We start from the raw sequence: 24,796 nt of genomic DNA, 5'->3' as shown, positions 1-24,796 counted from the left end.
CCCGATCGCCGGGTCGGGTGCCGGGTCGGACGCGCGTCTCGTGCGCATCCGATGCCGCGGATCAGGCCTTCGCGCGGTCCTTCACGGTCGAGGCGTAGACGTCGTCGTACTGCTGCTCGCCGAGGCGCTGCAGCGCGACCATGATCTCGTCGGTGACCGACCGCAGCACGTAGCGGTCGGACTCCATCCCCTGAAAGCGCGAGAAGTCCAGCGGCTCGCCGATGACCATGCCGACGCGGCCGATCCGCGGGATAGACCGGCCGATCGGCATGATGTCGTCGGTGCCGACCATGACGACCGGGATCACCGGCACACGGGCTTCCAGCGCCATGCGCGCGAGGCCCGTGCGTCCGCGGTAGAGCTTGCCGTCGGGGCTGCGCGTGCCCTCCGGGTAGATGCCGAGCAGGTCGCCGCGGCCGAGCACCTGCAGCCCGGTGTTGAGCGAGTCCTCCGAGGCCTTGCCGCCGGTGCGGTCGATGGGGATCTGTCCCGTCGCCTTCATGAACATGCGCGTGGACCACCCCTTCACCCCCTTGCCGGTGAAGTAGTCGCTCTTGGCGAGGAAGCTCATCGGCCGGTCGATCATCAGCGGCAGGAAGATCGAGTCGCTGACCGAGAGGTGGTTCGAGGCGAGGATCGCCGCTCCGGATGCCGGGACGTTGCCGCGTCCGACGATCCATGGGCGGAAGATGGCCTTCACGATCGGACCGATCACGATGTACTTCATGAACCAGTAGAACATCAGACGCTCCCCCGCATCCCCCGCCGTCTGCTCACTCGCTGCGCAGTCCCGCCAGATCCGCGACGCCCACGAGACCGGCGTCGTTGCCGAGGCTGGCGGTGACGAAGCGCGCCGTGGGGCGGTCGCCGAAGCCGGGCAGCGAGGTCTCGTAAGCGAGGCGGGTCGGCTCCAGCAGCACCTCGCCGAGGTCGGCGACGCCGCCGCCGATGACGTACAGCTCGGGGTCGAGCACGGCCTGGAACGCGCCGCAGGCCTCGCCGAGCGCCGTCGCGACGCGACGCACGGCCTCGAGCGCACCGGCATCCTCTTCGGCCAGCAGCATCGCGAGATCCGCCCCATGCACGACGCCGTCGGGCGCGCGGTGGGCGGCCAGACGCTCGCCGATGCCGCCAGCGTCGGCGATGTCGCTGAGCTCGCGCTGCAGGGCGCGGCCGGACGCATACTGCTCGAGGCATCCGTTCTGACCGCAGCCGCAGGGGCGGCCGCCGCGCACGAAGCGCAGGTGGCCGAGTTCGGCGGCGCTGCCGTTCGCGCCGATGAGCAGGGAGCCATCGGTGATGACCGCGCCGCCCACACCGGTGCCGAGGGTGACCATGACCATGTCGACCGAGCCGCGCCCGGCGCCGAAGCGGTACTCGCCCCAGCCGGCGGCGTTGGCGTCGTTCTCGAGGGTGACGGGGCGCCCGATGCGCTGCTCGAACTGCGCACGCAGCGGCACGTTGTTCCAGTCGATGTTGGGCGCGTGCAGCATGACCGAGCGCGTGCGGTCGATGAAGCCGGCCGCGGCGACGCCGACGGCGTGGACGTCGTGACGCGAGGCCAGCTCACGCACCATGTCGGCGACGGCATCCGCGAGCGCGCCGGTGTCGGTCGGGGTGGGAACGCGGAGCCGCTCGACGATGGTCCCGTCGGTGCCGACGACGCCTCCGGCGATCTTGGTTCCGCCGATGTCGATGCCGACGTTCAGCACGGCACTCCCTCCCGCCGTCCCGCACGGAACGGCATCCGAGAGTCTAGTGTGGAGGGCACAGTCCCACCGGGCGCGTGGACCGTGCATAGCCGTCCTCGCGCGCAGCGGGACTGAGTGTCATCAACAGTTAGACTCGATGTCAGCCGTCACGCCCGACGCCACCCGGTACCGAAGGAGTTGCCGCCCATGAGCGCCGTCCAGTTCGAAGTCCCCGCCGTGATCCCCGCCGACCCGCAGGCGAACATCGCCGACCTGCTCGTCGAGCGCGTCAAGGCCACCCCGTCGCTGCCGCTGTTCGCCGTGCCCGACACCGCCGCGGGGGGCACCGGATGGCGGGACATCACCGCCGCGGAGTTCCAGCGCGAGGTCATCGCGCTGGCCAAGGGCTTCGCCGCCGCGGGCATCGCCCCCGGCGACAAGGTCGCGTTCATCGCGCGCACGACCTACGAGTGGACGCTGGTCGACTTCGCCCTCTTCTTCGCCGGGGCCGTCATGGTGCCGATCTACGAGACGAGCTCCGCGTCGCAGATCAGCTGGATCCTGTCGGACTCCGGCGCGATCGCGATCATCGCGGAGTCCGCCGAGCACGCCGCCCGCATTGCCGAGATCCGCTCCGAGGTGCCGCTGATCCGCGAGGTGTGGACGATGGCGTCCGGCGACCTCGACACCCTGCGCGCCGCTGGTGCCGAGATCGGCGACGACGAGATCGAACGCCGCCGCAGCCTCGCCGTCGCGGCCGACATCGCCACGCTGATCTACACCTCCGGCTCGACCGGTCGCCCCAAGGGCTGCGTCCTCACGCACCGCAACTTCGTGGAGCTGTCCCGCAACTCGGCCAAGGCGCTCGAGGAGGTCGTGCAGACCCCCGGCGCGTCGACACTGCTGTTCATCACGACGGCCCACGTGTTCGCGCGGTTCATCTCGATCCTGAACGTCCACGCCGGCGTCAAGACCGGGCACCAGCCCGACACCAAGCAGCTGCTGCCCGCGCTGGGCTCGTTCAAGCCGACGTTCCTGCTGGCCGTGCCGCGTGTGTTCGAGAAGGTCTACAACTCCGCCGAGCAGAAGGCCGAGGCCGGCGGCAAGGGCAAGATCTTCCGCGCCGCCGCGCACACCGCCATCGAGCACTCCCGCCTGCTGCAGGAGGGCAAGAGGGTGCCGCTGGGCACCCGCATCAAGTTCGCCCTGTTCGACAAGCTCGTCTACGGCAAGCTGCGCGAGGCCATGGGCGGCCGCGTGACGTACGCCGTGTCGGGCTCGGCGCCCCTGGGCCCGCGCCTCGGCCACTTCTTCCACAGCCTCGGCGTGACGATCCTGGAGGGTTACGGCCTCACCGAGACGACGGCTCCGGCGACGGTGAACCTCGCGAAGAAGTCGAAGATCGGCACGGTGGGACCGGTGCTTCCGGGTGTCGGCGTGCGCCTGGCCGAGGACGGCGAGGTCGAGGTCCGCGGCATCAACGTGTTCAAGGAGTACTGGCGCAACCCCGAGGCGACCGCCGCGGCGTTCGACGGCGACTGGTTCCGCACCGGCGACATCGGCTCGTTCGACGACGAGGGCTTCCTCACGATCACCGGACGCAAGAAGGAGATCATCGTCACCGCGGGCGGCAAGAACGTGGCCCCGGCGGTGCTCGAGGACCCGATCCGGGCGAACCCGATCGTCGGCCAGGTCGTGGTCGTCGGCGACCAGAAGCCGTTCATCGCGGCGCTGATCACCCTCGACCCGGAGATGCTGCCGACGTGGCTCGCCAACAACGGCCTGCCCGACGACATGTCGCTGAAGGATGCCGCCGCGAACCCCAAGGTGCGCGAAGAGGTGCAGCGAGCCATCGACATCGCGAACAAGAGCGTGTCGCGCGCGGAGTCGATCCGCAAGTTCACGATTCTCGACACCGAGTGGACCGAGGCCTCCGGCCACCTCACGCCGAAGCTCAGCATCAAGCGCAACGTCATCATGCAGGACTTCGCGGATGCCGTTGACGAGCTCTACGACGTGCCCGTCAACACCACGAACGTCGCGCTCGGCGGCTGACCCCGCCCGCCGGCGCCGTCGCTGCGGCGCCGGCGCGACGTCGTCGGCGCCGGTGCGGCCGGGCGGCGGATCCACGCCGCCGCGGTTCAGAACCAGGAGCTCTCGCGGATGCGGCGCATCGCGATCTTGCGCTCGTCGGGGCTCAGCCGCGACAGGTACAGCCTGCCGTCGAGGTGATCCGTCTCGTGCTGCAGCGCCTGTGCCAGCAGCCCGTCGCCCTCCAGGACCACCTCGCGGCCCTCGAGATCCGTGCCGACGACCTTTGCCCACGGGTGGCGGAGGGTCTCGTGCCACAGATCCGGAACCGACAGGCATCCCTCCCCCATCGGCACCGGGTCGCCCGCGACCTCCACCAGCACCGGGTTGAGCACGTAGCCGATGTCGCCGTCGATGTTGTAGCTGAACGCGCGCAGGCCCACGCCGATCTGCGGCGCCGCGACGCCGGCACGTCCCGGCAGCTCCACCGTGTCCAGGAGGTCCTGCACAAGCGCGCGGATGCCGTCATCCACCACCTCGATGGGCGCGCACGGCTCCCGCAGCACAGGGTCGCCGAAGATCCGGATCGGACGGACCGCCATCAGGCCGCAGCCTGCTGACGGAGGCCCTCCACGAGCGTCGCGGCGAGCTGGCGCGCCGCCTCGCGCGTCTCGGGCTGCAGATCGCGGAACGTGATCGCGCTGCCGGAGGCGATGTGCGGGTCGTAGGGCACGCGGACGACGGTGCGCACGCGGCTGGCGAAGTGCGCCTCGAGCTCCTCGGCGCGCACCAGCGCGGCCCCGGGCCGTGCGGTGTTGAGCACGACGACGGCGCGGCGCACCAGGTCGGCGAAGCCGTTGATCTCCAGCCACGTCAGCGTCTCGGACGCCAGCCGCGCCTCATCGACGCTGAGGCCCGCCACCACGACGATGTCGTCGGCCCGCTCGAGCGTCGCGCCCATGACGGAGTGGACGATCCCCGTGCCGGTGTCGGTGAGGACGACGGAGTAGAAGTGAGCGGCGACCTCGGCGACGCTGCGGTAATCGTCGTCGCTGAAGGCCTCCGACACGTGCGGATCGGTGTCGGATGCGAGGATGTCCAGCCGCGTGTGGTCGCGCGCGACGATGTCGGAGATGTCGTTGAAGCCGCGGACGTCCGCCTGAGCGCGCACGAGGTCGCGCACCGTCTTGCCGCTGGTGCGGCCGATGCGGTCGGCGAGCGTGCCGCGGTCAGGGTTCGCATCGACGGCGATCACCCGGTCCTCACGGGCGTCGGCCAGCGCCATGCCGAGCAGGGTCGTCACGGTCGTCTTGCCGACGCCGCCCTTGCGCGAGAGCACCGGCACGAACTTCGCGCCGCCGTGCAGCGGCGCGGCGATCCGCCGGTCGAGCTCCTTGCGGGCGCGCGCCCGCTTGCTGTCGCCGAGGTTCAGACGCCGTCCCGACAGCGTGTAGACGAGGTGGCGCCACGCGCCCTCCGGCTCGGGCCGCACCGCGTGGGCGGGGTCGAGCAGCCGGTCGGCGGTGAGCAGGTCGCTGCTCTCGCGCCCCGCCTCGAAGTCGCCCAGCCGGCGCGACTGCAGCGTGATCTCGGACGTGCGCGGCCGCAGGCGCTCATGCGCCTCGACGTCCAGAGCCGACCCCGCGGATGCCGCGGCCGCGGCCGTCGCGGATGCGGGTGCCGCGGTCTCCGTCACGGTGACCAGGTCGGCATCCACCACGGCATCCGCCGCGAAGGTCGCATCGTCGTCCAGCACGACGTCGTCGTCGAGGTCGTCCTCGTCCGTCGCCGTCGGCAGCGTCACATCGACCTGCGCGGTGGCGCCGTCGACGATGCCGATGCGCGTCGTGTCGATGCCGCCGGTGGTCTCCAGCACTCCGAGATCGACGTCGTCAGACCCGTTCTCGCTGCCGCTTGTCGCAGGTGGCGTCACAATTGCACACTCCAGATCACGGCCGGATCATCGGCCGATAAGCTCACGGACGCTCCGCGCCCCCTCCTCAGGCTAGTCGGCGGGCCGGACGACGAGCAAAAGGTCGCCCGCCTCGACGGACGCCGTCGCGGCCAGGACCACCCGCTCCACGACACCTCCGACGGGCGACGTGATGGCCGCTTCCATCTTCATCGCCTCGATCGAGGCGACGGGCTGGCCGGCCGTGACGGTGTCACCGGCGGCCACCTTGACGGTGACGACACCGGCGAAGGGCGCCGCGAGCTGTCCCGGCCGCGAGGTGTCGGCCTTCTCGGCGGCGGGCTTGTCGACGGCGATGGAGCGATCACGCACCCACACCGGCCGCAACTGGCCGTTGAGCGTCGTCATGACGGTGCGCATGCCGGCCGCGTCGGGCTCGCCGATCGCCTCCAGGCCCACATACAGCTGTACGCCGGGGTCGATCTCGGCGACGTGCTCCTCGCCGGGCTTCAGCCCGTAGAAGTAGTCCGGCGTGCCGAGGGTCGACAGGTCGCCGTAGGCCTCCCGCGTCGCCTCGAACTCCTTCGCGGGGCCGGGGAACAGCAGCCGGTTGAGCGTGCGGCGACGCGCGGCGGCCTCGCCCGCGAGCCCCTCCTCCTCGTCGGGGGTGAGCGGCGGGATCTCGACGTTCGGCTCGCGCCCCGCCAGCACCTTGCTGCGGAAGGGCTCGGGCCACCCGCCCGGCAGGTCGCCGAGCTCGCCCGCCATGAACCCGACCACCGAGTCGGGGATGTCGTAGTTCTGCGGGTTCTGCTCGAAGTCGGCCGGGTCGGCGTCGGCCGCGACGAGCGCGAGCGCCAGGTCGCCGACGACCTTCGAGGACGGCGTGACCTTCGGGATGCGACCGAGGATCCGGTCGGCCGCCGCGTACATGTCCTCGATGCGCTCGAACCGGTCGGCGAGACCCAGCGCGATCGCCTGCTGGCGCAGGTTCGACAGCTGACCGCCGGGGATCTCGTGGTGGTAGACGCGGCCGGTGGGGCTCGGCAGGCCCGACTCGAACGGACGGTACAGGTGGCGCACCGCCTCCCAGTAGGGCTCGAGGTCGCTGACGGCCTGGAGGTCGAGGCCGGTGTCGCGGTCGGTGTGCGCGAGGGCGGCGACGAGCGCTGACAGCGACGGCTGGCTGGTCGTCCCGGCGAGCGGTGCGGCCGCGGCATCCACCGCGTCAGCGCCGGCCGCACTGGCGGCCAGCAGTGTCGCCAGCTGACCGCCGGCGGTGTCGTGGGTGTGCACCGCGACCGGCAGGTCGAACCGCTCGCGCAGCGCCGTGACGAGCTTGGCCGCCGCGGCGGGCCGCAGCAGGCCCGCCATGTCCTTGATCGCGAGGATGTGCGCGCCGGATGCCGCGACGCGCTCGGCCAGTCGCAGGTAGTAGTCCAGCGTGTACAGCTTCTCGGCGGGGTCGAGGAGGTCGGCCGTGTAGCAGAGGGCGACCTCGGCGACGGCGGTGCCGGTCTCGAGCACGGCGGAGATCGCCGGCAGCATCTGGTCGACGTCGTTGAGCGCGTCGAAGATGCGGAAGATGTCGACGCCGCTGGATGCCGCCTCGGCCACGAACGCGTCGGTGACGGCCGTGGGACGCGGCGTGTAGCCGACGGTGTTGCGCCCGCGCAGCAGCATCTGGATCGGGATGTTCGGCATCGCGTCGCGGATCGCTTCGAGCCGCTCCCACGGGTCCTCGGCGAGGAAGCGCAGCGCGACGTCGTAGGTCGCCCCACCCCACGCCTCGACCGACAGCAGCTGCGGCGTCATGCGCGCCACGTGCGGCCCGACGCGGACGAGGTCGCGGGTGCGCACACGCGTCGCGAGCAGCGACTGGTGCGCGTCGCGGTAGGTCGTCTCGGTGACGGCGAGGGCCGTCTGGGCACGCAGCGCCGCGGCGAAGCCGGCGGGACCGAGCTCGCGCAGCCGGTCGCGGTTGCCGGCGGGCGGCGGGACCGTGAGGTCGATCTCGGGCAGCTTGCTTCCCGGCGACACCGACAGCGGCTTCTCACCATATGGGCGGTTCACCGTGACGTCGGCCAGCCAGCTCAGCAGCTTCGTGGCGCGGTCGCGCGACGGGTTGCTGGTCAGCAGCTCGGGGCGCTCGTCGATGAACGACGTCGACAGGTCGCCGGCGGCGAACGCCGGGTCGGCGAGCACCGCGCGCAGGAACGGCACGTTGGTCGCGACGCCGCGGATCCGGTACTCGGCGAGGGCCCGCTTGGCGCGCGTGACGGCCGACGGGAAGTCGCGGGCACGACACGTGAGCTTGGCGAGCATGGAGTCGAAGTGAGGGCTGATCTGGGACCCCGCGGCGGTCGTGCCGCCGTCCAAGCGGATGCCGGCGCCGCCGGGCGACCGGTACGTCGTGATGCGGCCGGTGTCGGGCCGGAACCCCTGCGCCGGATCCTCCGTCGTGATGCGGCACTGCAGCGCCGCGCCGCGGAGCTGGATCGCGTCCTGCAGGAGGCCGAGCTCGGCGAGGGTCTCGCCCGCGGCGATGCGCATCTGCGACTGCACGAGGTCGACGTCGGTGACCTCCTCGGTCACGGTGTGCTCGACCTGGATGCGGGGGTTCATCTCGATGAAGACGGCTTCGCCGGTGCGCGGGCCGGCCGTCTCGAGCAGGAACTCCACGGTGCCGGCGTTGACGTAGCCGATCGAGCGGGCGAACGCGACGGCGTGCGAGGTGAGCGCATCGCGGACCGCGGGGTCGAGGTTCGGCGCGGGCGCGATCTCGACGACCTTCTGGTGCCGGCGCTGCACGGAGCAGTCGCGCTCGTAGAGGTGGACGGTCTCGCCCGCGGCATCCGCGAGGATCTGCACCTCGATGTGCCGCGGCCGGATGACGGCCTGCTCGAGGAAGACGCGGCCGTCGCCGAACGCGGCGGCGGCTTCACGCGACGCCTCCGCGATGGCGGGCGGCAGCTCGCCGGCGGTCTCGACGCGCCGCATGCCGCGGCCGCCGCCGCCGGCGACGGCCTTCACGAAGATCGGGAAGCCGATCTCGTCCGCCTGGGCGACGAGCGCGTCGACGTCGTCGGATGCCGGCGTGGAGCGCAGCACGGGGACGCCCGCCGCGATGGCGTGCTCCTTGGCGGTGACCTTGTTGCCCGCCATCTCGAGCACCCGCGCGGGCGGGCCGATGAAGGTGATGCCGTTCTCCGCGGCGCGCGCGGCGAGCTCCGGATTCTCGGAGAGAAAGCCGTAGCCCGGGTAGATGGCGTCGGCGCCGGCGGCCAGCGCGACGCGGATGATCTCGTCGACGTCGAGGTAGGCGCGGACCGGATGACCCTGCTCGCCGATCTCGTACGATTCGTCCGCCTTCTGCCGGTGGAGCGAACCCCGGTCCTCCCAGGGGAACACCGCGACGGTGCGCGCTCCCAGCTCGAAGGCCGCCCGGAATGCGCGAATGGCGATCTCACCGCGGTTCGCGACCAGGATCTTGCGGAACATCTGCACCTCTTCCCCGAGTGCCTGAGTGTGATCACAGCCTAGGGGACGGTAACGTAGAGCCTCGTGCACGTACTCTCCGTCTCCTCACTCAAGGGGGGTGTCGGCAAGACGACCGTGACTCTGGGTCTCGCCTCCGCGGCGTTCGCCCGGGGCGTGCGGACTCTCGTCGTCGACCTCGACCCCCAGTCCGACGTGTCGACGGGGATGGACATCCAGGTCGCCGGGCGTCTGAACGTCGCCGACGTGCTGGCCAACCCGAAGGAGAAGGTGGTCCGTCAGGCCATTACCTCCAGCGGCTGGGCGAAGGTGCACCCGGGCACGATCGATGTCATGATCGGCAGCCCCTCGGCCATCAACTTCGACGGCCCGCACCCGAGCGTGCGCGACGTGTGGAAGCTCGAGGAGGCCCTCGCCACGATCGAGGCCGACTACGACCTCGTCCTCATCGACTGCGCGCCCTCGCTGAACGCCCTCACCCGCACGGCGTGGGCGGCATCCGACCGCGTCATCGTCGTCACCGAGCCGGGACTGTTCTCGGTCGCCGCCGCCGACCGCGCGCTGCGTGCGATCGAGGAGATCCGCCGCGGCCTCTCGCCGCGCCTGCAGCCGCTGGGCATCGTCGTCAACCGCGTGCGCCCGCAGTCGATCGAGCACCAGTTCCGCATCAAGGAGCTGCGCGACATGTTCGGTCCGCTCGTGCTTTCGCCGCAGCTTCCGGAGCGCACGTCGCTGCAGCAGGCGCAGGGCGCTGCCAAGCCGCTGCACATCTGGCCGGGCGACTCCGCCCAGGAGCTGGCGGGCGACTTCGACGCCCTGCTCGATCGCGTCATGCGCACCGGCCGCATCGCCGCCGGCGAACAGCGCGCCTGACCCTTCCCGCACGCTGAAGACGGCGTCGTCGAGACGACGGCGTCGCGGAGACGAGGATCAGGCGGAGCGGACGGCGCGGATCAGGCGGAGCGGACGGCGCGGCGCGCGGCGAGCTCGTCGACGGGGTCCGGCGCCTGCGGGTCGAAGTCGAGCAAGGTCGACTCCACCTCGTGCAGCACCTTGCCCACGGCGATGCCGAACACGCCCTGACCGCGGCTGACGAGGTCGATGACCTCGTCGTTCGAGGTGCACAGGTACACCGATGCACCGTCGCTCATCAGGGTGGTCCCGGCGAGGTCCCGGATGCCGGCGGCGCGCAGCTGATCGACGGCGGTGCGGATCTGCTGCAGCGAGATGCCGGTGTCGAGCAGGCGCTTGACGAGCTTCAGCACGAGGATGTCGCGGAAACCGTAGAGGCGCTGCGAGCCGGAGCCTTTGGCGCCGCGCACGGTCGGCTCGACGAGTTCGGTGCGGGCCCAGTAATCCAGCTGGCGGTACGTGATGCCGGCAGCCCGGGCGGCGACGGCGCCGCGATAGCCGACCTCGTCGTCCATCTGCGGCAGGCCGTCGGTGAACAGGAGTTCGGTGGCGAACGGCGCTTCGCCGGGAAGGTCTCCCGCGGTCATACTCGCCTCCCGACGAACTCCGGTGTGTGCTTCCACGGTAGATGAGCACCTGCCCTCCGGCAACGACATCCGCATCCGGGGCTGCGGCGTGTCGCGGTTCGACTCACGGAGTGAGACGATCCAGCGCGGTGTGGACGACGGCCGCCCGCACCTCTTCGAGCCGCCGCACGAGTTCGGGGGCGAGCTCCCCCGCACGCGCACGCGAAGCGGCATCCGTCCGGCGCAGCAGCGGCGCCAGCGCGCTCTCGACGAGCGCGACCTCGCGCTCCGCCGCCTGACGGAGCCCACGGATGTGGCGCGGCTGGATGCCGTGGCCGTCGAGCGCGACCAGCGCGCGCAACAGACCCAGGGCACGGTCGTCGAAGCTGTCGGATGCCGGGATCAGCCCGGTCGAGACGGCGTCGTTGAGCAGGCCCGCCGGCGCGCCCGCCGCCTGCAGCAGCTCGTCGCGACGGTAGCGGCGCCGTGCCGTCACGATCGAGGCCGGCGGCGTGCCGCCGGCACCGGCGCCGTGCTCGTCGAGGTACTCGCGGATCCGCGCCAGCGGCATGTAGTGGTCGCGCTGCAGCGTGAGCGCGGTGCGCAGGCGCTCGAGGTCCACCGGCGAGAACTTGCGGTAGCCCGAGTCGGTGCGCAGGGGCGTGACGATGCCCTGCACCTCGAGGTAGCGCAGCTTGCTGGCGCTGAGGTCGGAGAACTCCGGGGTCAGGCGGGCGAGCACCTGACCGATGCTGAGATACCCCGCCGACGAGGAACGAGGGCGGGACGAGGATGCGGCCGTCACCCTCGAATCGCCTGGTCCGGGGTCACCTGATCGCGGTCGACGGGGGACGCGAAGAAGTTCAGGCGGAACTTGCCGATGCGCACCTCGGCGCCGTCGACGAGGATCGAGCGGTCCACCCGCTCCCCGTTGACGTAGCTGCCGTTGAGGGAGCGCTGGTCGACGAGTTCGAACACGTTGCCGGTGCGGGTGATCTCGGCGTGGCGACGCGAGACGGTCACGTCGTCGAAGAAGATGTCGGCCTCGGGGTGACGCCCGACGGTGGTGACGTCGGCGTCGAGCAGGTAGCGCGCGCCCGCGGTGGGGCCCGAGCGCACCAGGAGCAGCGCCGAGCGGGCGGGCAGGGCGCCGATGGCCTCGAACTCGACGTCGGTGAGGTCGCTGCGGAACGGCACGAAGGAGAGGTCGGAATCGTGCCCGAAGGTCTGGGTCGTGTCGGCCGACCGGCCGTTGTCCACGCCGCGGCGGATCTCGTCGCCGCTGCCGGCGTCTCGGCTGTTGTCTTCCACGATGGGCCTCCTCCCCCTTCACCCTAACGGATCGACCCCGACGCGGAAGCCCCGGATGCGGGCCGGTAGGCCGGTCGCGAATGTTGCACCGTGTGTCGGCCGGAAGGCGCCGGATCGGCCGTCGACCTAGCCTGAGAGAGCCGGGAGACCCCGGCATCCGTCACCGCCCTCGCAAGGAGCCCCACGTGTCCCCGTCGCAGAACCGCCTCACGCCCGCCCCGGTGCGTCAGGACGCGATCTGCATGTGCGCGCGCGGCGGTGCGTGCACCTCTTTCGCCCCCGGGCACGCGGTGCATCTCATTCAGGCGCGACTGGTCGCGGCGACGCCCGGCGAGTGGGTCGACGCGATCGTGACGACGGCGGATGCCGGCGAGGGCAGCATCCTGCTGCACACGCTCGACGGCGTGCTGATCGCCGTGTGGAACGGCGCCGGTGCGGCGCAGCACGTCGCGGTGGGCACGCCGGTGGCGTACCACCCGCGCTATCACGTGTTGAGCGTGGGCGCCGAGCGGTTCAACGCGCTCGCGCTCTGACCTCGCGATCGCCCTCTGACCTGGCGCTCGCGCTGCGCGTCGGCGGCCGCCCTCAGCCGGCGGCGAGCGCTTCGCGCATCGTCATGCACGCGTCCATGCAGGCCTGGCAGGAGTCCGCGCACATCTTGCACACGGGGCTGGAGTCGGCGTGCATCATGCACATGTCCATGCAGGTCTGACACATCGCGATGCAGGCGTCGAGCATCGCCATCATCGACGCCGGGGTCATCCCCTGCATCCGCATCATGGCGCGCATCATCGTGTTGCACATGTCGGCGCAGTTCATGCACGACGGCGCGCAGTCCATCATCTGCGTCGAGCACACCGTGCAGGCCTGCTCGCATGCGGCGCACGCGTCCATGCACGCCTGCGCGGCGGCCATCATCGCGGACATGTCCGTCGACATGCCCTCCATCGACATCATGTCCGCGGACATGGCGTCCATCATCATGGCGTCCATCTCGCACCTCTTCCGTGTCACGGCGGACGTGGAGTCCCCGAGCCCTTCGAGGCGGCCCGCCTGCCGCCATGGTATGCCTCGGGGCGCGGTCGCAACAGGCGCGGATAGGCTCGTGAGTGTGATGTCACACAGAATTCACAACTCCCCCCGCACCCCCTTCGCCGCCGCCCTCGCGGTGCTGCTCGGCCTCGCCCTGGCGCTCGTGGCCACACCCGCGTCGGCGCACGACGAGCTCATCGGATCGACCCCCGCCGCCGATGCGCAGATCGACGCGCTTCCCGCCGAACTGCAGCTGACCTTCAGCGGGGTGCTGATGGACGAACCCGGTGCGACGCAGGTCGTGGTGACGGATGCCGCAGGCACCGCGCTCGCGGCCGGCGACCCGGTGCTGGACGGCACGCGGCTGACGCAGCCGCTGGCCGGATCGGCATCCGGCACCGTCACGGTCCTCTGGCGGGTCGTCTCCAGCGACGGCCACCCCGTCTCGGGCGAGTTGTCGTTCACCGTCGGTGACGGGTCCGTCGCACCGACCGGGACCCAGACGCCGCTGCCAGGCCCGCCCATGGAAGCCGTCGACATGACGTGGATCTGGTGGGTGCTCGGCGCCGTCGTGGTGGCCGGCGGCATCCTTCTGGTCATCCTTCTGACACGGAAACGCCCCTCGCGCGAGGACTAGGCTGGGAGCATGCCTCATTACAACGTCGTCGTCCTCGGTGCCGGCCCTGGTGGCTATGTCGCGGCGGTCCGCGCCGCGCAGCTCGGCCAGTCCGTCGCCATCATCGAAGAGAAGTACTGGGGCGGTGTGTGCCTCAACGTCGGCTGCATCCCCTCGAAGGCGCTGCTGAAGAACGCCGAGGTCGTGCACACCCTGAAGCACAAGGCCGACTTCTTCGGCATCTCGGGTGAGTTCACGGCCGACTTCGGCGCGGCCTTCGACCGCTCGCGCGTCGTCGCCGACGGGCGCGTCAAAGGCATCCACTACCTGATGAAGAAGAACAAGGTCACCGAGTACGAAGGTCGCGGGTCGTTCACCGGCCCGAAGGCGATCACGGTGACCAAGAGCGACGGGTCGACCGAGGAGGTCACGTTCGACAACGTGATCATCGCGACCGGCTCGACCGTGCGCCTGCTGCCCGGCGTCTCGCTGAGCAAGAACGTCGTGACGTACGAGGAGCAGATCCTCACGCGCGACCTGCCCGGCTCGATCGTCATCGTCGGCGCGGGCGCGATCGGCATGGAGTTCGCGTACGTCCTGACGAACTACGGCGTGAAGGTCACGATCATCGAGTTCCTCGACCGCGCCCTGCCGAACGAGGACGCGGATGTCTCCAAGGAGATCGCCAAGCAGTACAAGAACCTCGGCGTCGACATCCTCGTCGCGACCAAGGTCGAGACGGTCGTCGACTCCGGCTCGTCGGTGACGGTCACCTACAGCGACAACAAGACCGGCGAAAAGGGTCAGATCGAGGCCGACAAGGTGCTCATGTCGATCGGCTTCGCCCCGCGCGTCGAGGGCTTCGGTCTGGAGAACACCGGCGTGAAGCTCACCGACCGCGGCGCGATCGAGATCGACGACTACATGCGCACGAACGTTCCCGGCATCTACGCGATCGGCGACGTGACGGCGAAGCTGCAGCTCGCGCACGTCGCCGAGGCGCAGGGCGTCGTGGCAGCCGAGACCATCGGCGGTGCTGAGACCATGACGCTCGGCGACTACCGCATGATGCCGCGCGCGACCTTCTGCTCGCCGCAGGTGGCCTCGTTCGGCTACACCGAGGCGCAGTACAAGGAGACCGGCCGCGAGTACAAGGTCGCGACGTTCCCCTTCATGGCCAATGGCAAAGCGCACGGCCTCGGCGAGCCGGTCGGCTTCGTCAAGCTCATCGCGGATGCCGAGCACCTCGAGCTCGTCGGCGGACACCTCATCGGCCCCGACGTGTCGGAGCTGCTGCCCGAGCTCACCCTCGCGCAGAAGTGGGACCTGACGGCGCTCGAGCTCGCGCGGAACGTGCACACGCACCCGACGCTGTCCGAGGCGCTGCAGGAGGCGTTCCACGGCCTCGCGGGCCACATGATCAACCTGTGATCCTGGCGACCTTGTATTTGACTGCATAGGTTTCGGGAGTACGCTCTCCCCACGACGAACGCCGCCCCAACCGAAGCCGGGGGCGGCGTTCGTGGCGTGTGGGGTGGGTGGGGGTGGGGTGCTGGGTGGGGTGCTGGCGTGACGCTGGGCCTCATCCGTCGCATAGTGCCGCTAAGGGCGCGGATAACCGCGATTCGCGACGGAGGAACGGGGCGCCGCCGCCGAGTCCCCAGCGCGGGGGCGCGTCAGAGGCCGAGGGCGCGACCGAGCTTCGAAGCGGATGCCGAGACCCGCCCGCCGGCGGCAGTCACTCGCGCGTCCGCAGCGGCGAAGAGCGCGGCGCGGCCGGCGGGGTCGGCGGGCGCGGCGGGGCCGAGCTCCAGCTCCCACTCCCGCCACGAGGTCTCCACGCCGCGGCGGACATCGGTCGCCGTCACGCGGTCATCGACAAACTCCGCGACGACGCCCCCGGCGGCATCCTGGAGTGCGTACGCCGTGCGGGAGTTGCGGATGCGCGCGAGGACCACGAACGGCGGTACGGCGATCTCCGCGAGCGCGGCGAGAACGGCGTCGGGGACGATGGGGTCGGCCTCGGCATCCGTCGTCTCATCGAGCGCGAAATGCGTCTCGAGCTTGCCCTCGGGAGTCGATCGCTTGATGTGCCAGCCCGCGTCGGGTCCGCCGCTGCGGCGCCGCAACGCGGTCAGCGACCCGGCGAGATGAGCGTCGGCGGTGTCGAGGTAGCGGGCGTCGAGCTCCCGGGGCTCCGGCTCGCCGATCCGCGCGACACCCGGCATCCCCGACCAGTCCGGCAGCGGCGTGTCGGCGTCGACATCGTACTTGCGCTCGATCTCGAGCGACGGGGACGGCTCCGTCGTCACTCGTTGCGGCGGTCGTTGTCGTCGGCGTCGGGGTCGATGTCGTCCTGCGCCTCGACGAAACGGAACTCGGCCTGAGTCGGGCCGTCGCCCTCGCCCGTGTTCTCGTCGGCACCGGCGCGCTCGTAGACGACCTGCGTCTCGCTGTACGGCATGATCAGCGTGTCCTGCGACTCGTCATCGAGTGGAATGACCTGTCCGTCGAGCGGTCCGCCCTGAAGTCGTGCGAGTGCCATGGGAACCTCCTGTGGTCGATGCTCTCAGCCTAGTCGCGACGCCGACGGCCGGCCCGGTCCCCGAGCGGGGGTTGACATCGGGTCGCTGATCGCGCCACGTGTCGCACCGCCAGGCGGGAAACACGTGTCACAAACGACCATCACTAGTCGCGCGAGGCCGCAGATCGCGCCACCCATTTCCTGCCCCGCAGAAACAGGTGTCGCAAACGACCACCACCAGCGGCGCGAGGCCGCAGATCGCGCCACCCATCCCGCAGCGCCCCGCCCGCAGCACCACCTCACCCGCAACGCCAGCGCCCGCGCAGCGCGCCGGGTCAGTGCGTCGGGAATCCGAGGCTGATCTGGCTCTCGCTCGGCTCCGGCCAGCGGGTGGTCACGACCTTGCGGCGCGTGTAGAAGTTGAACGCCTCCGACCCGTACATGTGCGTGTCGCCGAACAGCGAGTCCTTCCAGCCGCCGAACGAGAACGCGCCGATCGGCACCGGGATCGGCACGTTGATGCCCACCATCCCCACCTCGATGTCGTACTCGAACTGGCGCGCCGTCTTGCCGTCGCGGGTGAACACCGCCGTGCCGTTGGCGTAGCGGTTCGCATTGATGAGGTCCACCGCCTCGTCGTAGCTGGCGACCCGCACGACCGACAGCACGGGGCCGAAGATCTCCTCGTCGTAGACGCGCATGCCGGGGGTGACGCCGTCGACGAGCGACGGGCCGATGAAGAATCCCTCGCCCGGCACGGCGATCTCGCGCCCGTCGACGACGAGGCGCGCACCCTCCCCGGCGGCACCCGCGACGAAACCGCTCACCCGGTCCAGCGCGTCGCGCGTGATGAGCGGGCCCATGTCGCTGTCGGGGTCGGTGCCGTCGCCGACGCGCAGCCCCGCGATGCGCTCGGACACCTTCGCGATGAGCGGGTCGGCGACCTCGCCCACGGCGACGACGACCGAGACCGCCATGCAGCGCTCCCCCGCCGAGCCATAGGCGGCGGAGACGGCGGCGTCGGCCGCGGCGTCGAGGTCGGCATCCGGCATGACGATCATGTGGTTCTTCGCTCCGCCGAGCGCCTGCACGCGCTTGCCGTTCTCGGCCGCGCGGGCGTAGATGTACTTCGCGATCGGGGTGGATCCCACGAATGAGACCGCGCGGATGATGGGGTCATCGAGGATCGCGTCGACGGCCTCCTTGTCACCGTGGACGACGTTCAGGATGCCGGCGGGCAGCCCCGCCTCCTCGAACGCCTCGGCGAGCCAGACCGCCGCCGAGGGGTCGCGCTCGCTGGGCTTGAGGATCACGGCGTTGCCGGCGGCGATCGCCGTCGTCACCATCCACAGCGGCACCATCGCCGGGAAGTTGAACGGCGTGATGCACGCGACCACGCCGATCGGCTGACGCACCTGGTGCACGTCGACGCCACCGGCGACCTGCTCGGAGTACTCGCCCTTGAGATGATGCATGAGCGAGGTGCAGAACTCGACGTTCTCCAGCCCGCGAGCGACCTCGCCCAGCGCGTCGTCGACGGTCTTACCGTGCTCGGCCGTGATGATGCGGGCGAGCTCCTCGGCCCGCGTGGAGATGATCTCCCGCAGGCGGAACATCACCTGCTGGCGCTTGCCGAGGCCGGTGTCGCGCCACGCGCGCTGCGCGGCCTGCGCCGTGCGGGCGGCCTCGTGCACGAAGTCGGCGGATGCCAGGGCCACCTCGCCGGTCTGCACACCGGTCGCGGGGTTGAAGACGGGCCCGGTGCGGCCATCGCCGGCGACGCGCTCACCGCCGACGACGTGCGGGATGGCGGTGCGGGTGGGGGCGTCGATCGTGGTGCTCATCAGGTGTCCTTCGGGATGTGGGTCAGGCGTGGGTGGGAACGGGAGCGGCGGATGCCGCGGCATCCGACGCCGGGTCGAAGCCCCGCAGCGTGCCGTCGGGCGAGGCGAGTTTGGCGACGAGGGTGCAGTCCTTGCCGCCGTAGCCCTCGGCGATGAGCTCGTCGAGCTGCGCGAGGGCGAGGCGTGCGGCGGGCAGGTGCACGCCGGTGACGTCGCCGGCCTGGACCGCGAGGCCGCAGTCCTTGCGCGCGAGGTCGACGGAGAACGTGGGCTCGAAGTTGTTGTTCGCCGCGGCGCGCTCGACGACGCCGGGGACCGGATACCACGTGCGCAGCGCCCAGGAGTCGCCCGACGAGACGCGCGCGACCTCCCAGAAGACGCGCGGGTCCAGGCCCAGCCGCTCGGCGAGCTGCGAGCCCTCCGACATCGCCATCACCGAGATGAACAGCATCATGTTGTTCGCGAGCTTCGCGGCGATGCCGGCGCCCGCGTCGCCGCAGGCGATGACGTTGCCGGCCATCGGGGCGACGATCTCCCGCACGCGTTCGACGTCGTCGGGCCGTCCGCCCAGCATGAAGGTCAGGCTGTGCGCCTCGGCGCCGGCGGTGCCGCCGGAGATCGGCGCGTCGACGAACGTGAGACCGCGCTCGGTCGCAGCGTCGTGGCACCACCGTGAGGTCTCGACGTCGACGGTGGAGGTGTCCATGAGAACGGCGGATGCCGGGGCGTGCGCGAAGATGCCGTCGTCGCCGCCGTAGACGGCGCGCACGTGCTCCGGCTTCGGCAGCGAGGTCAGACAGGCGTCAGCACCGGCCAGCGCCTCGGCGACCGAGCCGACGATCTCGACGCCCCGCGCGGCGGCGGCCGCAGCGGCGGCCGGGTTGAGGTCGACGCCGCGCACCGTGTGCCCGGCGGCGACGAGATGCCCCGCCATCGGCTCCCCCATGTGTCCGAGTCCGATGAAGGCGATGGTGGCCATGAGCGTTCTCCCTGCGTCGTCGAAGGTGTGCGGCAGTGCGGCGGGCGCTCCGCGACGAGCGCCTCGCAGTCACTGTAGGCACGCGGCATCCTGCAGTTCAATGCACAGCGGTGCGGCAAGTTTGCACCCGGGATGTGCACTGGTGCACAATGACGGCGTGACCGCCGCATCCGCCGATCCGCCGCTCGAGGCGCTGATGACTTTCCTCTCGGTGGCACGGCTCGGCCGCTACACCGCGGCCGCGGAGGTCCTCGGCGTCAACCACTCGACGGTGTCGCGCCGGATCGCTGCGCTGGAGTCGGCGATGGGCGGGCGCGTGCTCGTGCGCACAACCGGAGGCTGGGAGGTCACCGACCTCGGCCGGCGTGCGGTGGCGATCGCCGAGCGCATCGAGGCGTCGCTGCGCGAACTCGTCGAGGGTGAGGGCGCCGATGCCGTGCACGGCATGGTCCGCATCTCGGCGCCCGACGCGTTCACGTCGGTGTTCCTCGCGCCGGCGATGACGGCGCTGCGACGCGAGCATCCCGCGCTCGCGGTGGAACTGCTGTCAGCGACGCAGCGCGTGCGGCAGAACCGCTCCGGCGTCGACCTCGAGATCGTCGTGGGGCGCCCGCAGGTGCTGCGCGCCTACGCGACGCCGGTGTGCGCGTACTCGCTGCGGCTGTACGCGACGCCCGACTACCTCGCGGCGCACGGCGAGCCCGCGGCACTCGCTGACCTGTCGACCCACCCGCTCGTGTACTACGTGGAGAGCTCGCTGCAGGTCGACGAGCTCGACCGCGCCCTGCAGGAGCTCCCCGATTCGCCGCCGTCGGTACGGTCCACGAGCGTGTTCGCGCATGTCGAAGCCACGGCGGCGGGGGCGGGCATCGGCATCCTGCCCGACTTCCTCGGCGACCACGACCCACGCCTGGTCCGGGTGCTCGACGGCAGTTACGCGCACCCGCTCGCCTATTGGGCCGTCGCGCGCGACGAGGGTCCTCGCAATCCGGCCGTGGCGGCGACGCTGCAGGCGATCACCGCCTACATCGGCACGGTGCAGGATGCCGCGGCGCAGGGTTCCGGCGCGGAGGGTTCCGGTGCGGAGGGTTCCGGCGCGGCGGTTGCCGCGGCGAGCGCGGCGGTCGCGACGCCGGTGATGGCGCGATGAAGCCGTTCCTGCTGCTGGCGACGCGGGCCGAGGACGTTCCCGCCGACGAGGAGTACGCCCTGTTCCTGCGGTTCACCGGGCTCGACGAGGGCGAGCTCGTGCGGCGGAGGCTGGAGGCCGAGCCGCTCGGGGCGATCGATCTGGACGACTACTCCGGCATCTTCGTCGGCGGCGGCCCCTTCAACGCATCGGATCCGCCGGAGAAGAAGTCCGCGGTGCAGCGTCGGGTCGAGGCGGAGATCTCCGGACTGCTCGACGAGGTGATCGCCCGGGACTTCCCGTTCTTCGGCGCCTGTTACGGCATCGGCACGGTCGGCGCGCACCAGGGCGCGATCATCGACGGCACGTACCGCGAACCCATCAGCGTCGTCGAGGTGCACCGGACGGATGCCGGGGCAGCCGACCCGCTCCTGGTGGACATGCCGGACACGTTCGCCGCGTTCGTCGGACACAAGGAGGCGATCAGCGCGCTCCCGGCATCCGCCACCCTGCTCGTGCGCGGCGACACGTGCCCGGTGCAGATGTTCCGGGTCGGGCAGAACGTGTATGCGACGCAATTCCACCCGGAGTGCGACGTCGAGGGGATCTCGACCCGGATCCGCGCCTACGCCGACCACGGCTACTTCGCCGCCGGCGAGCTCGACCTCACGCTCGCCGCCGTGCGGCGGCTGCCGGTGGTCCACACCGGCGGCATCCTGCGCCGGTTCGTCACCCGCTACGCCCGCTGAGCCGGCCGGGGCTCCGGCCGCTCGCACCGGCCGATCACCGGCCGCGGCCCAGCCGGTCACCGGCTGCGGACGTCGCGAAAACAGGCTGAATCGACTCCCGGCGGGCGCCAGCGCCCGAAAGAGGTCGATCCAGCCTGCTTTTCGAACGCGAGCGCCCCGAACGCGACCGCGCGACCGACCGCCCAAACCCGACCGCGAACGCCCGCCAGCCGACCGGCCCACCCGGCCCGCGCGTCAGCGGGTGGGCGGGGTGTGCCAGATGCGGTCGATGTAGTCGCGCATCGAGCGGTCCGACGAGAAGAATCCGCAGCGGGCGACGTTGAGGATGGCGGCGTGGGTCCAGGCATCCTGATCGGCGTACGCGGCATCCACCTTCGCCTGCGCGGCGAGGTACGACGAGTAGTCGGCCAGCACCATGAACCGGTCGTCGTACAGCAGGTTCGAAACGATCGGCTCGAACACGCTCTTGTCGCCGCCCGAGAACGCCCCCGACGCGATCAGGTCGATCGCGCGGCGCAGGTTCTCGTCGGCCTGGTAGAACTCCGCGGGCTTGTACCCGCGCGCCCACAGCGCCTCGACCTCGGGCTCGCTCATACCGAACAGGAAGAAGTTGTCGTCGCCGACGAGCTGGCGGATCTCGACGTTCGCGCCGTCGTCGGTGCCGATCGTGAGGGCGCCGTTGAGGGCGAACTTCATGTTGCCGGTGCCCGAGGCCTCCTTGCCGGCGAGCGAGATCTGCTCCGACAGGTCGGCCGCGGGGATCAGCCGCTCGGCGAGGGTGACGTTGTAGTTCGGCGGGAACAGCACCTTCAGGCGCCCCTCCACCCGCGGGTCGGCGTTGACGACCGAGCCGACCGCGTTGATGAGGTGGATGATCCGCTTCGCCATGACGTAGCCCGGGGCCGCCTTCGCCCCGAAGATGACGGTGCGAGGCTGCACGTCGGATGTCGCGACGCGCCCCGACACGATGGATTCGTACTGGGTGACCACGTGCAGCAGCTTGAGCATCTGGCGCTTGTACTCGTGCAGGCGCTTGACCATGACGTCGAGCATGTGGCCGTCGCTGATCTCCATCCCGTCCCGCACGCGCAGCACCTCGCCCAGGCGCCGCTTGTTCGCGGCCTTGACGTCGGCGAAGGCCGCGCGGAACTGCGGGTCTTCGGCGTAGGTCTCCAGTTCCCGCAGCCGCTCGAGGTCGGTGAGCCATCCGGCGCCGATGGCCGAGGTGATGAGCTCGGACAGGCCCGGGTTGGCCAGGCGCACGAACCGCCGCGGCGTGATGCCGTTGGTGACGTTGGTGAACTTGTCGGGGTAGAACTCGTTGAAGTCCGGCAGCACCTTGTCGCGCAGCAGCTGGGAGTGCAGCTCGGCGACGCCGTTGACCTTGGACCCGGCGACGGTGGCGAGGTAGGCCATGCGCACGCTCCGCTCCGGGAACTCGGCGATGATCGACATGTTACGGATGCGCATCTCGTCGTCGCCGAATCGCTCGCGCACCGCGTCGAGGAACTCGTCGTTGATGCGGTAGATGATCTCCAGGTGGCGCGGCAGCAGGCGGCCGAGCAGGTCGACCGACCACACCTCGAGGGCTTCGGGCAGCAACGTGTGGCACGTGTAGGCGAAGCACTTCTGGGTGATCTGCCACGCGGCATCCCATTCGAGCCCTCGCTCGTCGACGAGCACGCGCATGAGCTCGGGGACGCCGATCACGGGGTGGGTGTCGTTGAGCTGGAAGATGACGCGGTCGGGCAGGTGCGTCAGGTCGAAGTCGTCGGTGAGCATGTGGTCGAGGAAGTCCCCGATGGATGCCGCGACGAAGAAGTACTGCTGCTGCAGGCGCAGCTCCTTGCCCTGCGGCGTGGAGTCCTCGGGGTAGAGCACCTTGGAGATGTTCTCGGCGTAGGTCTGGGCGCGGACGGCCTCTTCGTAGTCGCCGGAGTTGAACACCCGCAGGTCGAACGAGTCGGTCGCCTTCGCGCTCCAGAGGCGCAGGGTGTTGACGCGGCCGTTGAGGTAGCCGGGCACCATGTAGTTGTAGGGCACGGCCTGAACGTGCCAGCCGGGCACCCAGCGAGTGCGGGTGACGCCCTCGTCGTCGTAGGTCTCGGTGTGTCCGCCGAACGAGATGCGCCGCGCGAACTCGGGGTGCGGGAACTCCCACGGCGAGCCGAGCGTGAGCCACGCGTCGGGCTGCTCGACCTGCTGGCCGTCCTCGAAGGTCTGGCGGAAGATGCCGTACTCGTAGCGGATGCCGTAGCCGACGTTCGGGACGCTCATCGTCGCCAGGGAGTCGATGAAGCACGCCGCGAGGCGACCGAGACCGCCGTTGCCCAGGCCGGGCTCGATCTCCTGCGTGCGCAGGTCGTTGATGTCGATGCCGCACGCGGCCATCGCCTCGGTGGCGATGTCGGTGAGGCCGGAGGCGAGGAGGTTGTTGTCGAGCTGAGGCCCGAGCAGGTACTCGGCGGAGAGGTACACGACGCTCTTGGCCTGCAACTCGTACTGGCGCCGCTGGTCTTCGAGCCACCGCGCCATGAGGTAGTCGCGCACGGTCATCGCGAACGCGAAGTAGCGATCGTTGTCGCTCGAGCCCGACAGGGGCACACCGCGCTCGTAGTTGAGGTTCCGCAGGAATTGGCGGACGAACCCGTCGACGGAGCTCGCCGGTCCGGTGACGGGAGCGAGGGCGAGGGGGTGGGTCGCGCCGAGCGGATGACGCGCGGAAGTGGGACCGGTCACAGTTTCGGATTCTGACACTCTTCATACGCTAATGCGACACCGGGTTTCACGCACATCGCGGAGCCTTTTTTCACGAGAGCCTTACCTGGTCGTTACACACGGGGGCGCCGCCCCGGTCGTTGCGGAGCGTCGTCGCCGTCGCCGGTCGCCCCGCGAGGGAGCGCCAGCGACCGAGACGAAACGCCCTTCCCCGCCCGCCCCGCGAGCCAGCGCCAGCGACCGAGACGAAACGCCTCACCCCGCTGCCGCGCGCTCCTTCGCCTCCGCCGCCCGTGCGGCGGCGAGTTCGTCGGAGGCGAGGGCGACGGCATCCTCCGCCTGGTGCACGCGTCGCTGAGCGAAGGTCGTCGCACCGTGGCGGGCGCGGATGCGGTCGGCATCCTCCTGCACGAGGGTCATGATGTACGACGACGCGATGAGGATGACCTGCGCCGACAGGTTGATCCACGTCAGCAGCGCGATCAGCGAGGCGAACGAGGCGAGCAGCGGATTCGACGACGCGCCGCCGACGAACAGTCCCGACAGCTGTTGCAGCACGCTCAGGCCGATCGCGCCGAGGACGGCGCCTGTCCACAGGGCTTTCGCCGGTGCGCGGACACCGGAGAGCACGCGGAACAGGACGGCGATGACGGCGGCATCCAGCACGAACGTGACGAGGATCGCGAGCCACCTGCTCCCCCACGACACGAGCGGGTCGTCGGAGGCGACGCCGAGCCAGCCGGCGACGGTGCCGAGGCCCGCCGTGCCGAGCACCGTGACCACCGCCGAGGCGGCGAGGGCGCCGCCGACGCCGATTGCGAGGGCGAGGTTGCGCAGCATGACGAGCCAGAACGGCACGTCATCGGTGAGTCGGTCGCAGATCGCGCGGATGGCCGTGCGCAGCGAGCCGATGGCGCCGATCGCGGCGCCGACGAGACCGACAAGGGAGAGGATGCCGGCGATGGAGAGCCCGACCGGCGCGTCGATCTTGTCGGTCTTGATGAGTCCGCCCTTGCCAACGAGTCCCGGGACGGCGCGGTCGACGGCGTCGACGAGGGCATCCCACGCCTCTTTGTTGCCCGCCAGCCAGAGGGCGGCGATCGAGAACCCGAGGAGGACCCCGGCGAACAGGCTGAACAGCGTGCGGTAGGTGACACTGTCGGCGAGCATGGCACCGCGGCGCTCGCTGTAGCGCAGGAACGCGCGGACAGGGGTGAGCGACAGGGCCCAGGCGATCACGCGGGAGAAGTCCATGCCGCCAGGATATGCAGGGCCGGCGACATC

At 70.7% G+C, this 24,796-nt stretch carries 22 protein-coding genes; 7 read left to right on the top strand and 15 right to left on the bottom strand.

All coding sequences use genetic code 11. The features are described 5' to 3' along the window. Nucleotides 1-61: 61 nt before the first annotated feature. Nucleotides 62-742 carry a lysophospholipid acyltransferase family protein gene (locus ACPYN4_RS03085; RefSeq protein WP_239280979.1) on the bottom strand — a complete coding sequence of 227 codons (681 nt, stop codon included), beginning with the start codon at nt 740-742 and terminating at the stop codon, nt 62-64. Nucleotides 743-773: 31 nt separating this feature from the next. After that, on the bottom strand, nt 774-1,712 hold the full coding sequence (locus ACPYN4_RS03080; RefSeq protein WP_424445587.1) for an ROK family glucokinase: 939 nt from the start codon (nt 1,710-1,712) through the stop codon (nt 774-776). 186 nt (nt 1,713-1,898) lie between these two features. Between ACPYN4_RS03080 and ACPYN4_RS03075 the strand changes: the two genes are divergently transcribed. Continuing rightward, nucleotides 1,899-3,746 (top strand): AMP-dependent synthetase/ligase, encoded by a 1,848-nt coding sequence (locus ACPYN4_RS03075; RefSeq protein WP_424445586.1) that lies wholly within the window; start codon nt 1,899-1,901, stop codon nt 3,744-3,746. A gap of 86 nt (nt 3,747-3,832) precedes the next feature. Here the strand turns inward: ACPYN4_RS03075 and def are convergent, their stop codons facing one another. The 3 genes from def to ACPYN4_RS03060 all read right to left on the bottom strand — a co-directional run bounded on the left by def (nt 3,833) and on the right by ACPYN4_RS03060 (nt 9,135). Continuing rightward, complete coding sequence (gene def / locus ACPYN4_RS03070; protein WP_239280976.1) at nt 3,833-4,324, bottom strand: peptide deformylase; 492 nt, start codon at nt 4,322-4,324, stop codon at nt 3,833-3,835. Further along, nucleotides 4,324-5,655: a MinD/ParA family ATP-binding protein gene (locus ACPYN4_RS03065; RefSeq protein ID WP_424445585.1), complete on the bottom strand. Its 1,332-nt coding sequence runs from the start codon at nt 5,653-5,655 to the stop codon at nt 4,324-4,326. Before ACPYN4_RS03065 ends, def begins: the two co-directional genes overlap by 1 nt. Before the next feature lie 72 nt (nt 5,656-5,727). After that, nucleotides 5,728-9,135 carry a pyruvate carboxylase gene (locus tag ACPYN4_RS03060; protein ID WP_424445584.1) on the bottom strand — a complete coding sequence of 1,136 codons (3,408 nt, stop codon included), beginning with the start codon at nt 9,133-9,135 and terminating at the stop codon, nt 5,728-5,730. Nucleotides 9,136-9,198: 63 nt separating this feature from the next. Between ACPYN4_RS03060 and ACPYN4_RS03055 the strand changes: the two genes are divergently transcribed. After that, nucleotides 9,199-10,005 (top strand): ParA family protein, encoded by an 807-nt coding sequence (locus ACPYN4_RS03055; RefSeq protein WP_203189615.1) that lies wholly within the window; start codon nt 9,199-9,201, stop codon nt 10,003-10,005. Nucleotides 10,006-10,085: 80 nt separating this feature from the next. Here the strand turns inward: ACPYN4_RS03055 and ACPYN4_RS03050 are convergent, their stop codons facing one another. From ACPYN4_RS03050 to ACPYN4_RS03040, 3 genes are all read right to left on the bottom strand, one after another. Further along, nucleotides 10,086-10,631 carry a MerR family transcriptional regulator gene (locus ACPYN4_RS03050; protein ID WP_076691052.1) on the bottom strand — a complete coding sequence of 182 codons (546 nt, stop codon included), beginning with the start codon at nt 10,629-10,631 and terminating at the stop codon, nt 10,086-10,088. Between the two features lie 103 nt (nt 10,632-10,734). Next, nucleotides 10,735-11,415, bottom strand: coding sequence for a MerR family transcriptional regulator (locus ACPYN4_RS03045; protein ID WP_424445583.1), 681 nt, complete (start codon nt 11,413-11,415; stop codon nt 10,735-10,737). Further along, on the bottom strand, nt 11,412-11,921 hold the full coding sequence (locus tag ACPYN4_RS03040; RefSeq protein ID WP_424445582.1) for an FHA domain-containing protein: 510 nt from the start codon (nt 11,919-11,921) through the stop codon (nt 11,412-11,414). The genes ACPYN4_RS03045 and ACPYN4_RS03040 overlap by 4 nt, the downstream gene beginning before the upstream one ends. Before the next feature lie 185 nt (nt 11,922-12,106). On the opposite strand from ACPYN4_RS03040, the gene ACPYN4_RS03035 reads away from it, so the two are divergent. Then, the gene (locus ACPYN4_RS03035; protein ID WP_424445581.1) at nt 12,107-12,454 is read left to right on the top strand and encodes a hypothetical protein; all 348 of its coding nucleotides are present in this window, start codon (nt 12,107-12,109) and stop codon (nt 12,452-12,454) included. 52 nt (nt 12,455-12,506) lie between these two features. Here ACPYN4_RS03035 and ACPYN4_RS03030 read toward each other — a convergent pair whose 3' ends face one another. Beyond that, nucleotides 12,507-12,890: a hypothetical protein gene (locus tag ACPYN4_RS03030; protein ID WP_287270179.1), complete on the bottom strand. Its 384-nt coding sequence runs from the start codon at nt 12,888-12,890 to the stop codon at nt 12,507-12,509. Nucleotides 12,891-13,035: 145 nt separating this feature from the next. Between ACPYN4_RS03030 and ACPYN4_RS03025 the strand changes: the two genes are divergently transcribed. Together ACPYN4_RS03025 and lpdA are read left to right on the top strand one after the other, a co-directional pair. Then, on the top strand, nt 13,036-13,590 hold the full coding sequence (locus ACPYN4_RS03025; protein WP_424445580.1) for a copper resistance protein CopC: 555 nt from the start codon (nt 13,036-13,038) through the stop codon (nt 13,588-13,590). 9 nt (nt 13,591-13,599) lie between these two features. After that, nucleotides 13,600-15,000, top strand: coding sequence for a dihydrolipoyl dehydrogenase (gene lpdA, locus ACPYN4_RS03020; RefSeq protein WP_281652383.1), 1,401 nt, complete (start codon nt 13,600-13,602; stop codon nt 14,998-15,000). 245 nt (nt 15,001-15,245) lie between these two features. On the opposite strand, the gene ACPYN4_RS03015 is transcribed toward lpdA, so the two are convergent. From ACPYN4_RS03015 to ACPYN4_RS03000, 4 genes are all read right to left on the bottom strand, one after another. Further along, nucleotides 15,246-15,881, bottom strand: a complete 636-nt coding sequence (locus ACPYN4_RS03015) for a CYTH domain-containing protein (RefSeq protein ID WP_424445579.1) — start codon at nt 15,879-15,881, stop codon at nt 15,246-15,248. Further along, complete coding sequence (locus ACPYN4_RS03010; protein WP_424445578.1) at nt 15,878-16,114, bottom strand: response regulator; 237 nt, start codon at nt 16,112-16,114, stop codon at nt 15,878-15,880. Before ACPYN4_RS03010 ends, ACPYN4_RS03015 begins: the two co-directional genes overlap by 4 nt. Nucleotides 16,115-16,428: 314 nt before the next feature. Next, on the bottom strand, nt 16,429-17,937 hold the full coding sequence (locus tag ACPYN4_RS03005) for a CoA-acylating methylmalonate-semialdehyde dehydrogenase (protein WP_424445577.1): 1,509 nt from the start codon (nt 17,935-17,937) through the stop codon (nt 16,429-16,431). A 22-nt stretch (nt 17,938-17,959) separates the two neighbouring features. Beyond that, a complete protein-coding gene (locus ACPYN4_RS03000) occupies nt 17,960-18,916 on the bottom strand; it encodes an NAD(P)-dependent oxidoreductase (protein ID WP_424445576.1) in 957 nt (318 codons plus the stop codon). Nucleotides 18,917-19,073: 157 nt separating this feature from the next. Here ACPYN4_RS03000 and ACPYN4_RS02995 point away from each other — a divergent pair, with 157 nt between their 5' ends. Both ACPYN4_RS02995 and ACPYN4_RS02990 read left to right on the top strand, forming a co-directional pair. Further along, nucleotides 19,074-20,066 carry a LysR family transcriptional regulator gene (locus ACPYN4_RS02995; protein ID WP_424445575.1) on the top strand — a complete coding sequence of 331 codons (993 nt, stop codon included), beginning with the start codon at nt 19,074-19,076 and terminating at the stop codon, nt 20,064-20,066. Continuing rightward, nucleotides 20,063-20,794 carry a glutamine amidotransferase gene (locus ACPYN4_RS02990; protein WP_424445574.1) on the top strand — a complete coding sequence of 244 codons (732 nt, stop codon included), beginning with the start codon at nt 20,063-20,065 and terminating at the stop codon, nt 20,792-20,794. Before ACPYN4_RS02995 ends, ACPYN4_RS02990 begins: the two co-directional genes overlap by 4 nt. 234 nt (nt 20,795-21,028) lie before the next feature. Here ACPYN4_RS02990 and ACPYN4_RS02985 read toward each other — a convergent pair whose 3' ends face one another. Beyond that, nucleotides 21,029-23,533, bottom strand: coding sequence for a glycogen/starch/alpha-glucan phosphorylase (locus ACPYN4_RS02985; protein ID WP_424445573.1), 2,505 nt, complete (start codon nt 23,531-23,533; stop codon nt 21,029-21,031). 234 nt (nt 23,534-23,767) lie between these two features. Next, on the bottom strand, nt 23,768-24,766 hold the full coding sequence (locus tag ACPYN4_RS02980; RefSeq protein ID WP_424445572.1) for a YihY/virulence factor BrkB family protein: 999 nt from the start codon (nt 24,764-24,766) through the stop codon (nt 23,768-23,770). Nucleotides 24,767-24,796 lie beyond the last annotated feature (30 nt).

The sequence above is a fragment of the Microbacterium sp. CH-015 genome, assembly GCF_049707015.1.
Classification (GTDB): domain Bacteria; phylum Actinomycetota; class Actinomycetes; order Actinomycetales; family Microbacteriaceae; genus Microbacterium; species Microbacterium aurum.
Note: the sequence above shows the minus strand (reverse complement) of the source record. Positions and strands in the feature narration are given on the sequence as shown.

What these genes read in the sequence shown, in the direction of transcription:
- ACPYN4_RS02980 (WP_424445572.1), bottom strand. Translation starts at nt 24,766, where the DNA reads ATGGACTTCTCCCGCGTGATCGCCTGGGCCCTGTCGCTCACCCCTGTC.
- ACPYN4_RS03025 (WP_424445580.1), top strand. Translation starts at nt 13,036, where the DNA reads ATGTCACACAGAATTCACAACTCCCCCCGCACCCCCTTCGCCGCCGCC.
- def (WP_239280976.1), bottom strand. Translation starts at nt 4,324, where the DNA reads ATGGCGGTCCGTCCGATCCGGATCTTCGGCGACCCTGTGCTGCGGGAG.
- ACPYN4_RS02990 (WP_424445574.1), top strand. Translation starts at nt 20,063, where the DNA reads ATGAAGCCGTTCCTGCTGCTGGCGACGCGGGCCGAGGACGTTCCCGCC.
- ACPYN4_RS03005 (WP_424445577.1), bottom strand. Translation starts at nt 17,937, where the DNA reads ATGAGCACCACGATCGACGCCCCCACCCGCACCGCCATCCCGCACGTC.
- ACPYN4_RS03030 (WP_287270179.1), bottom strand. Translation starts at nt 12,890, where the DNA reads ATGTCCGCGGACATGATGTCGATGGAGGGCATGTCGACGGACATGTCC.
- lpdA (WP_281652383.1), top strand. Translation starts at nt 13,600, where the DNA reads ATGCCTCATTACAACGTCGTCGTCCTCGGTGCCGGCCCTGGTGGCTAT.
- ACPYN4_RS03000 (WP_424445576.1), bottom strand. Translation starts at nt 18,916, where the DNA reads ATGGCCACCATCGCCTTCATCGGACTCGGACACATGGGGGAGCCGATG.
- ACPYN4_RS03050 (WP_076691052.1), bottom strand. Translation starts at nt 10,631, where the DNA reads ATGACCGCGGGAGACCTTCCCGGCGAAGCGCCGTTCGCCACCGAACTC.
- ACPYN4_RS03075 (WP_424445586.1), top strand. Translation starts at nt 1,899, where the DNA reads ATGAGCGCCGTCCAGTTCGAAGTCCCCGCCGTGATCCCCGCCGACCCG.
- ACPYN4_RS03085 (WP_239280979.1), bottom strand. Translation starts at nt 742, where the DNA reads ATGTTCTACTGGTTCATGAAGTACATCGTGATCGGTCCGATCGTGAAG.
- ACPYN4_RS03060 (WP_424445584.1), bottom strand. Translation starts at nt 9,135, where the DNA reads ATGTTCCGCAAGATCCTGGTCGCGAACCGCGGTGAGATCGCCATTCGC.
- ACPYN4_RS03010 (WP_424445578.1), bottom strand. Translation starts at nt 16,114, where the DNA reads ATGGCACTCGCACGACTTCAGGGCGGACCGCTCGACGGACAGGTCATT.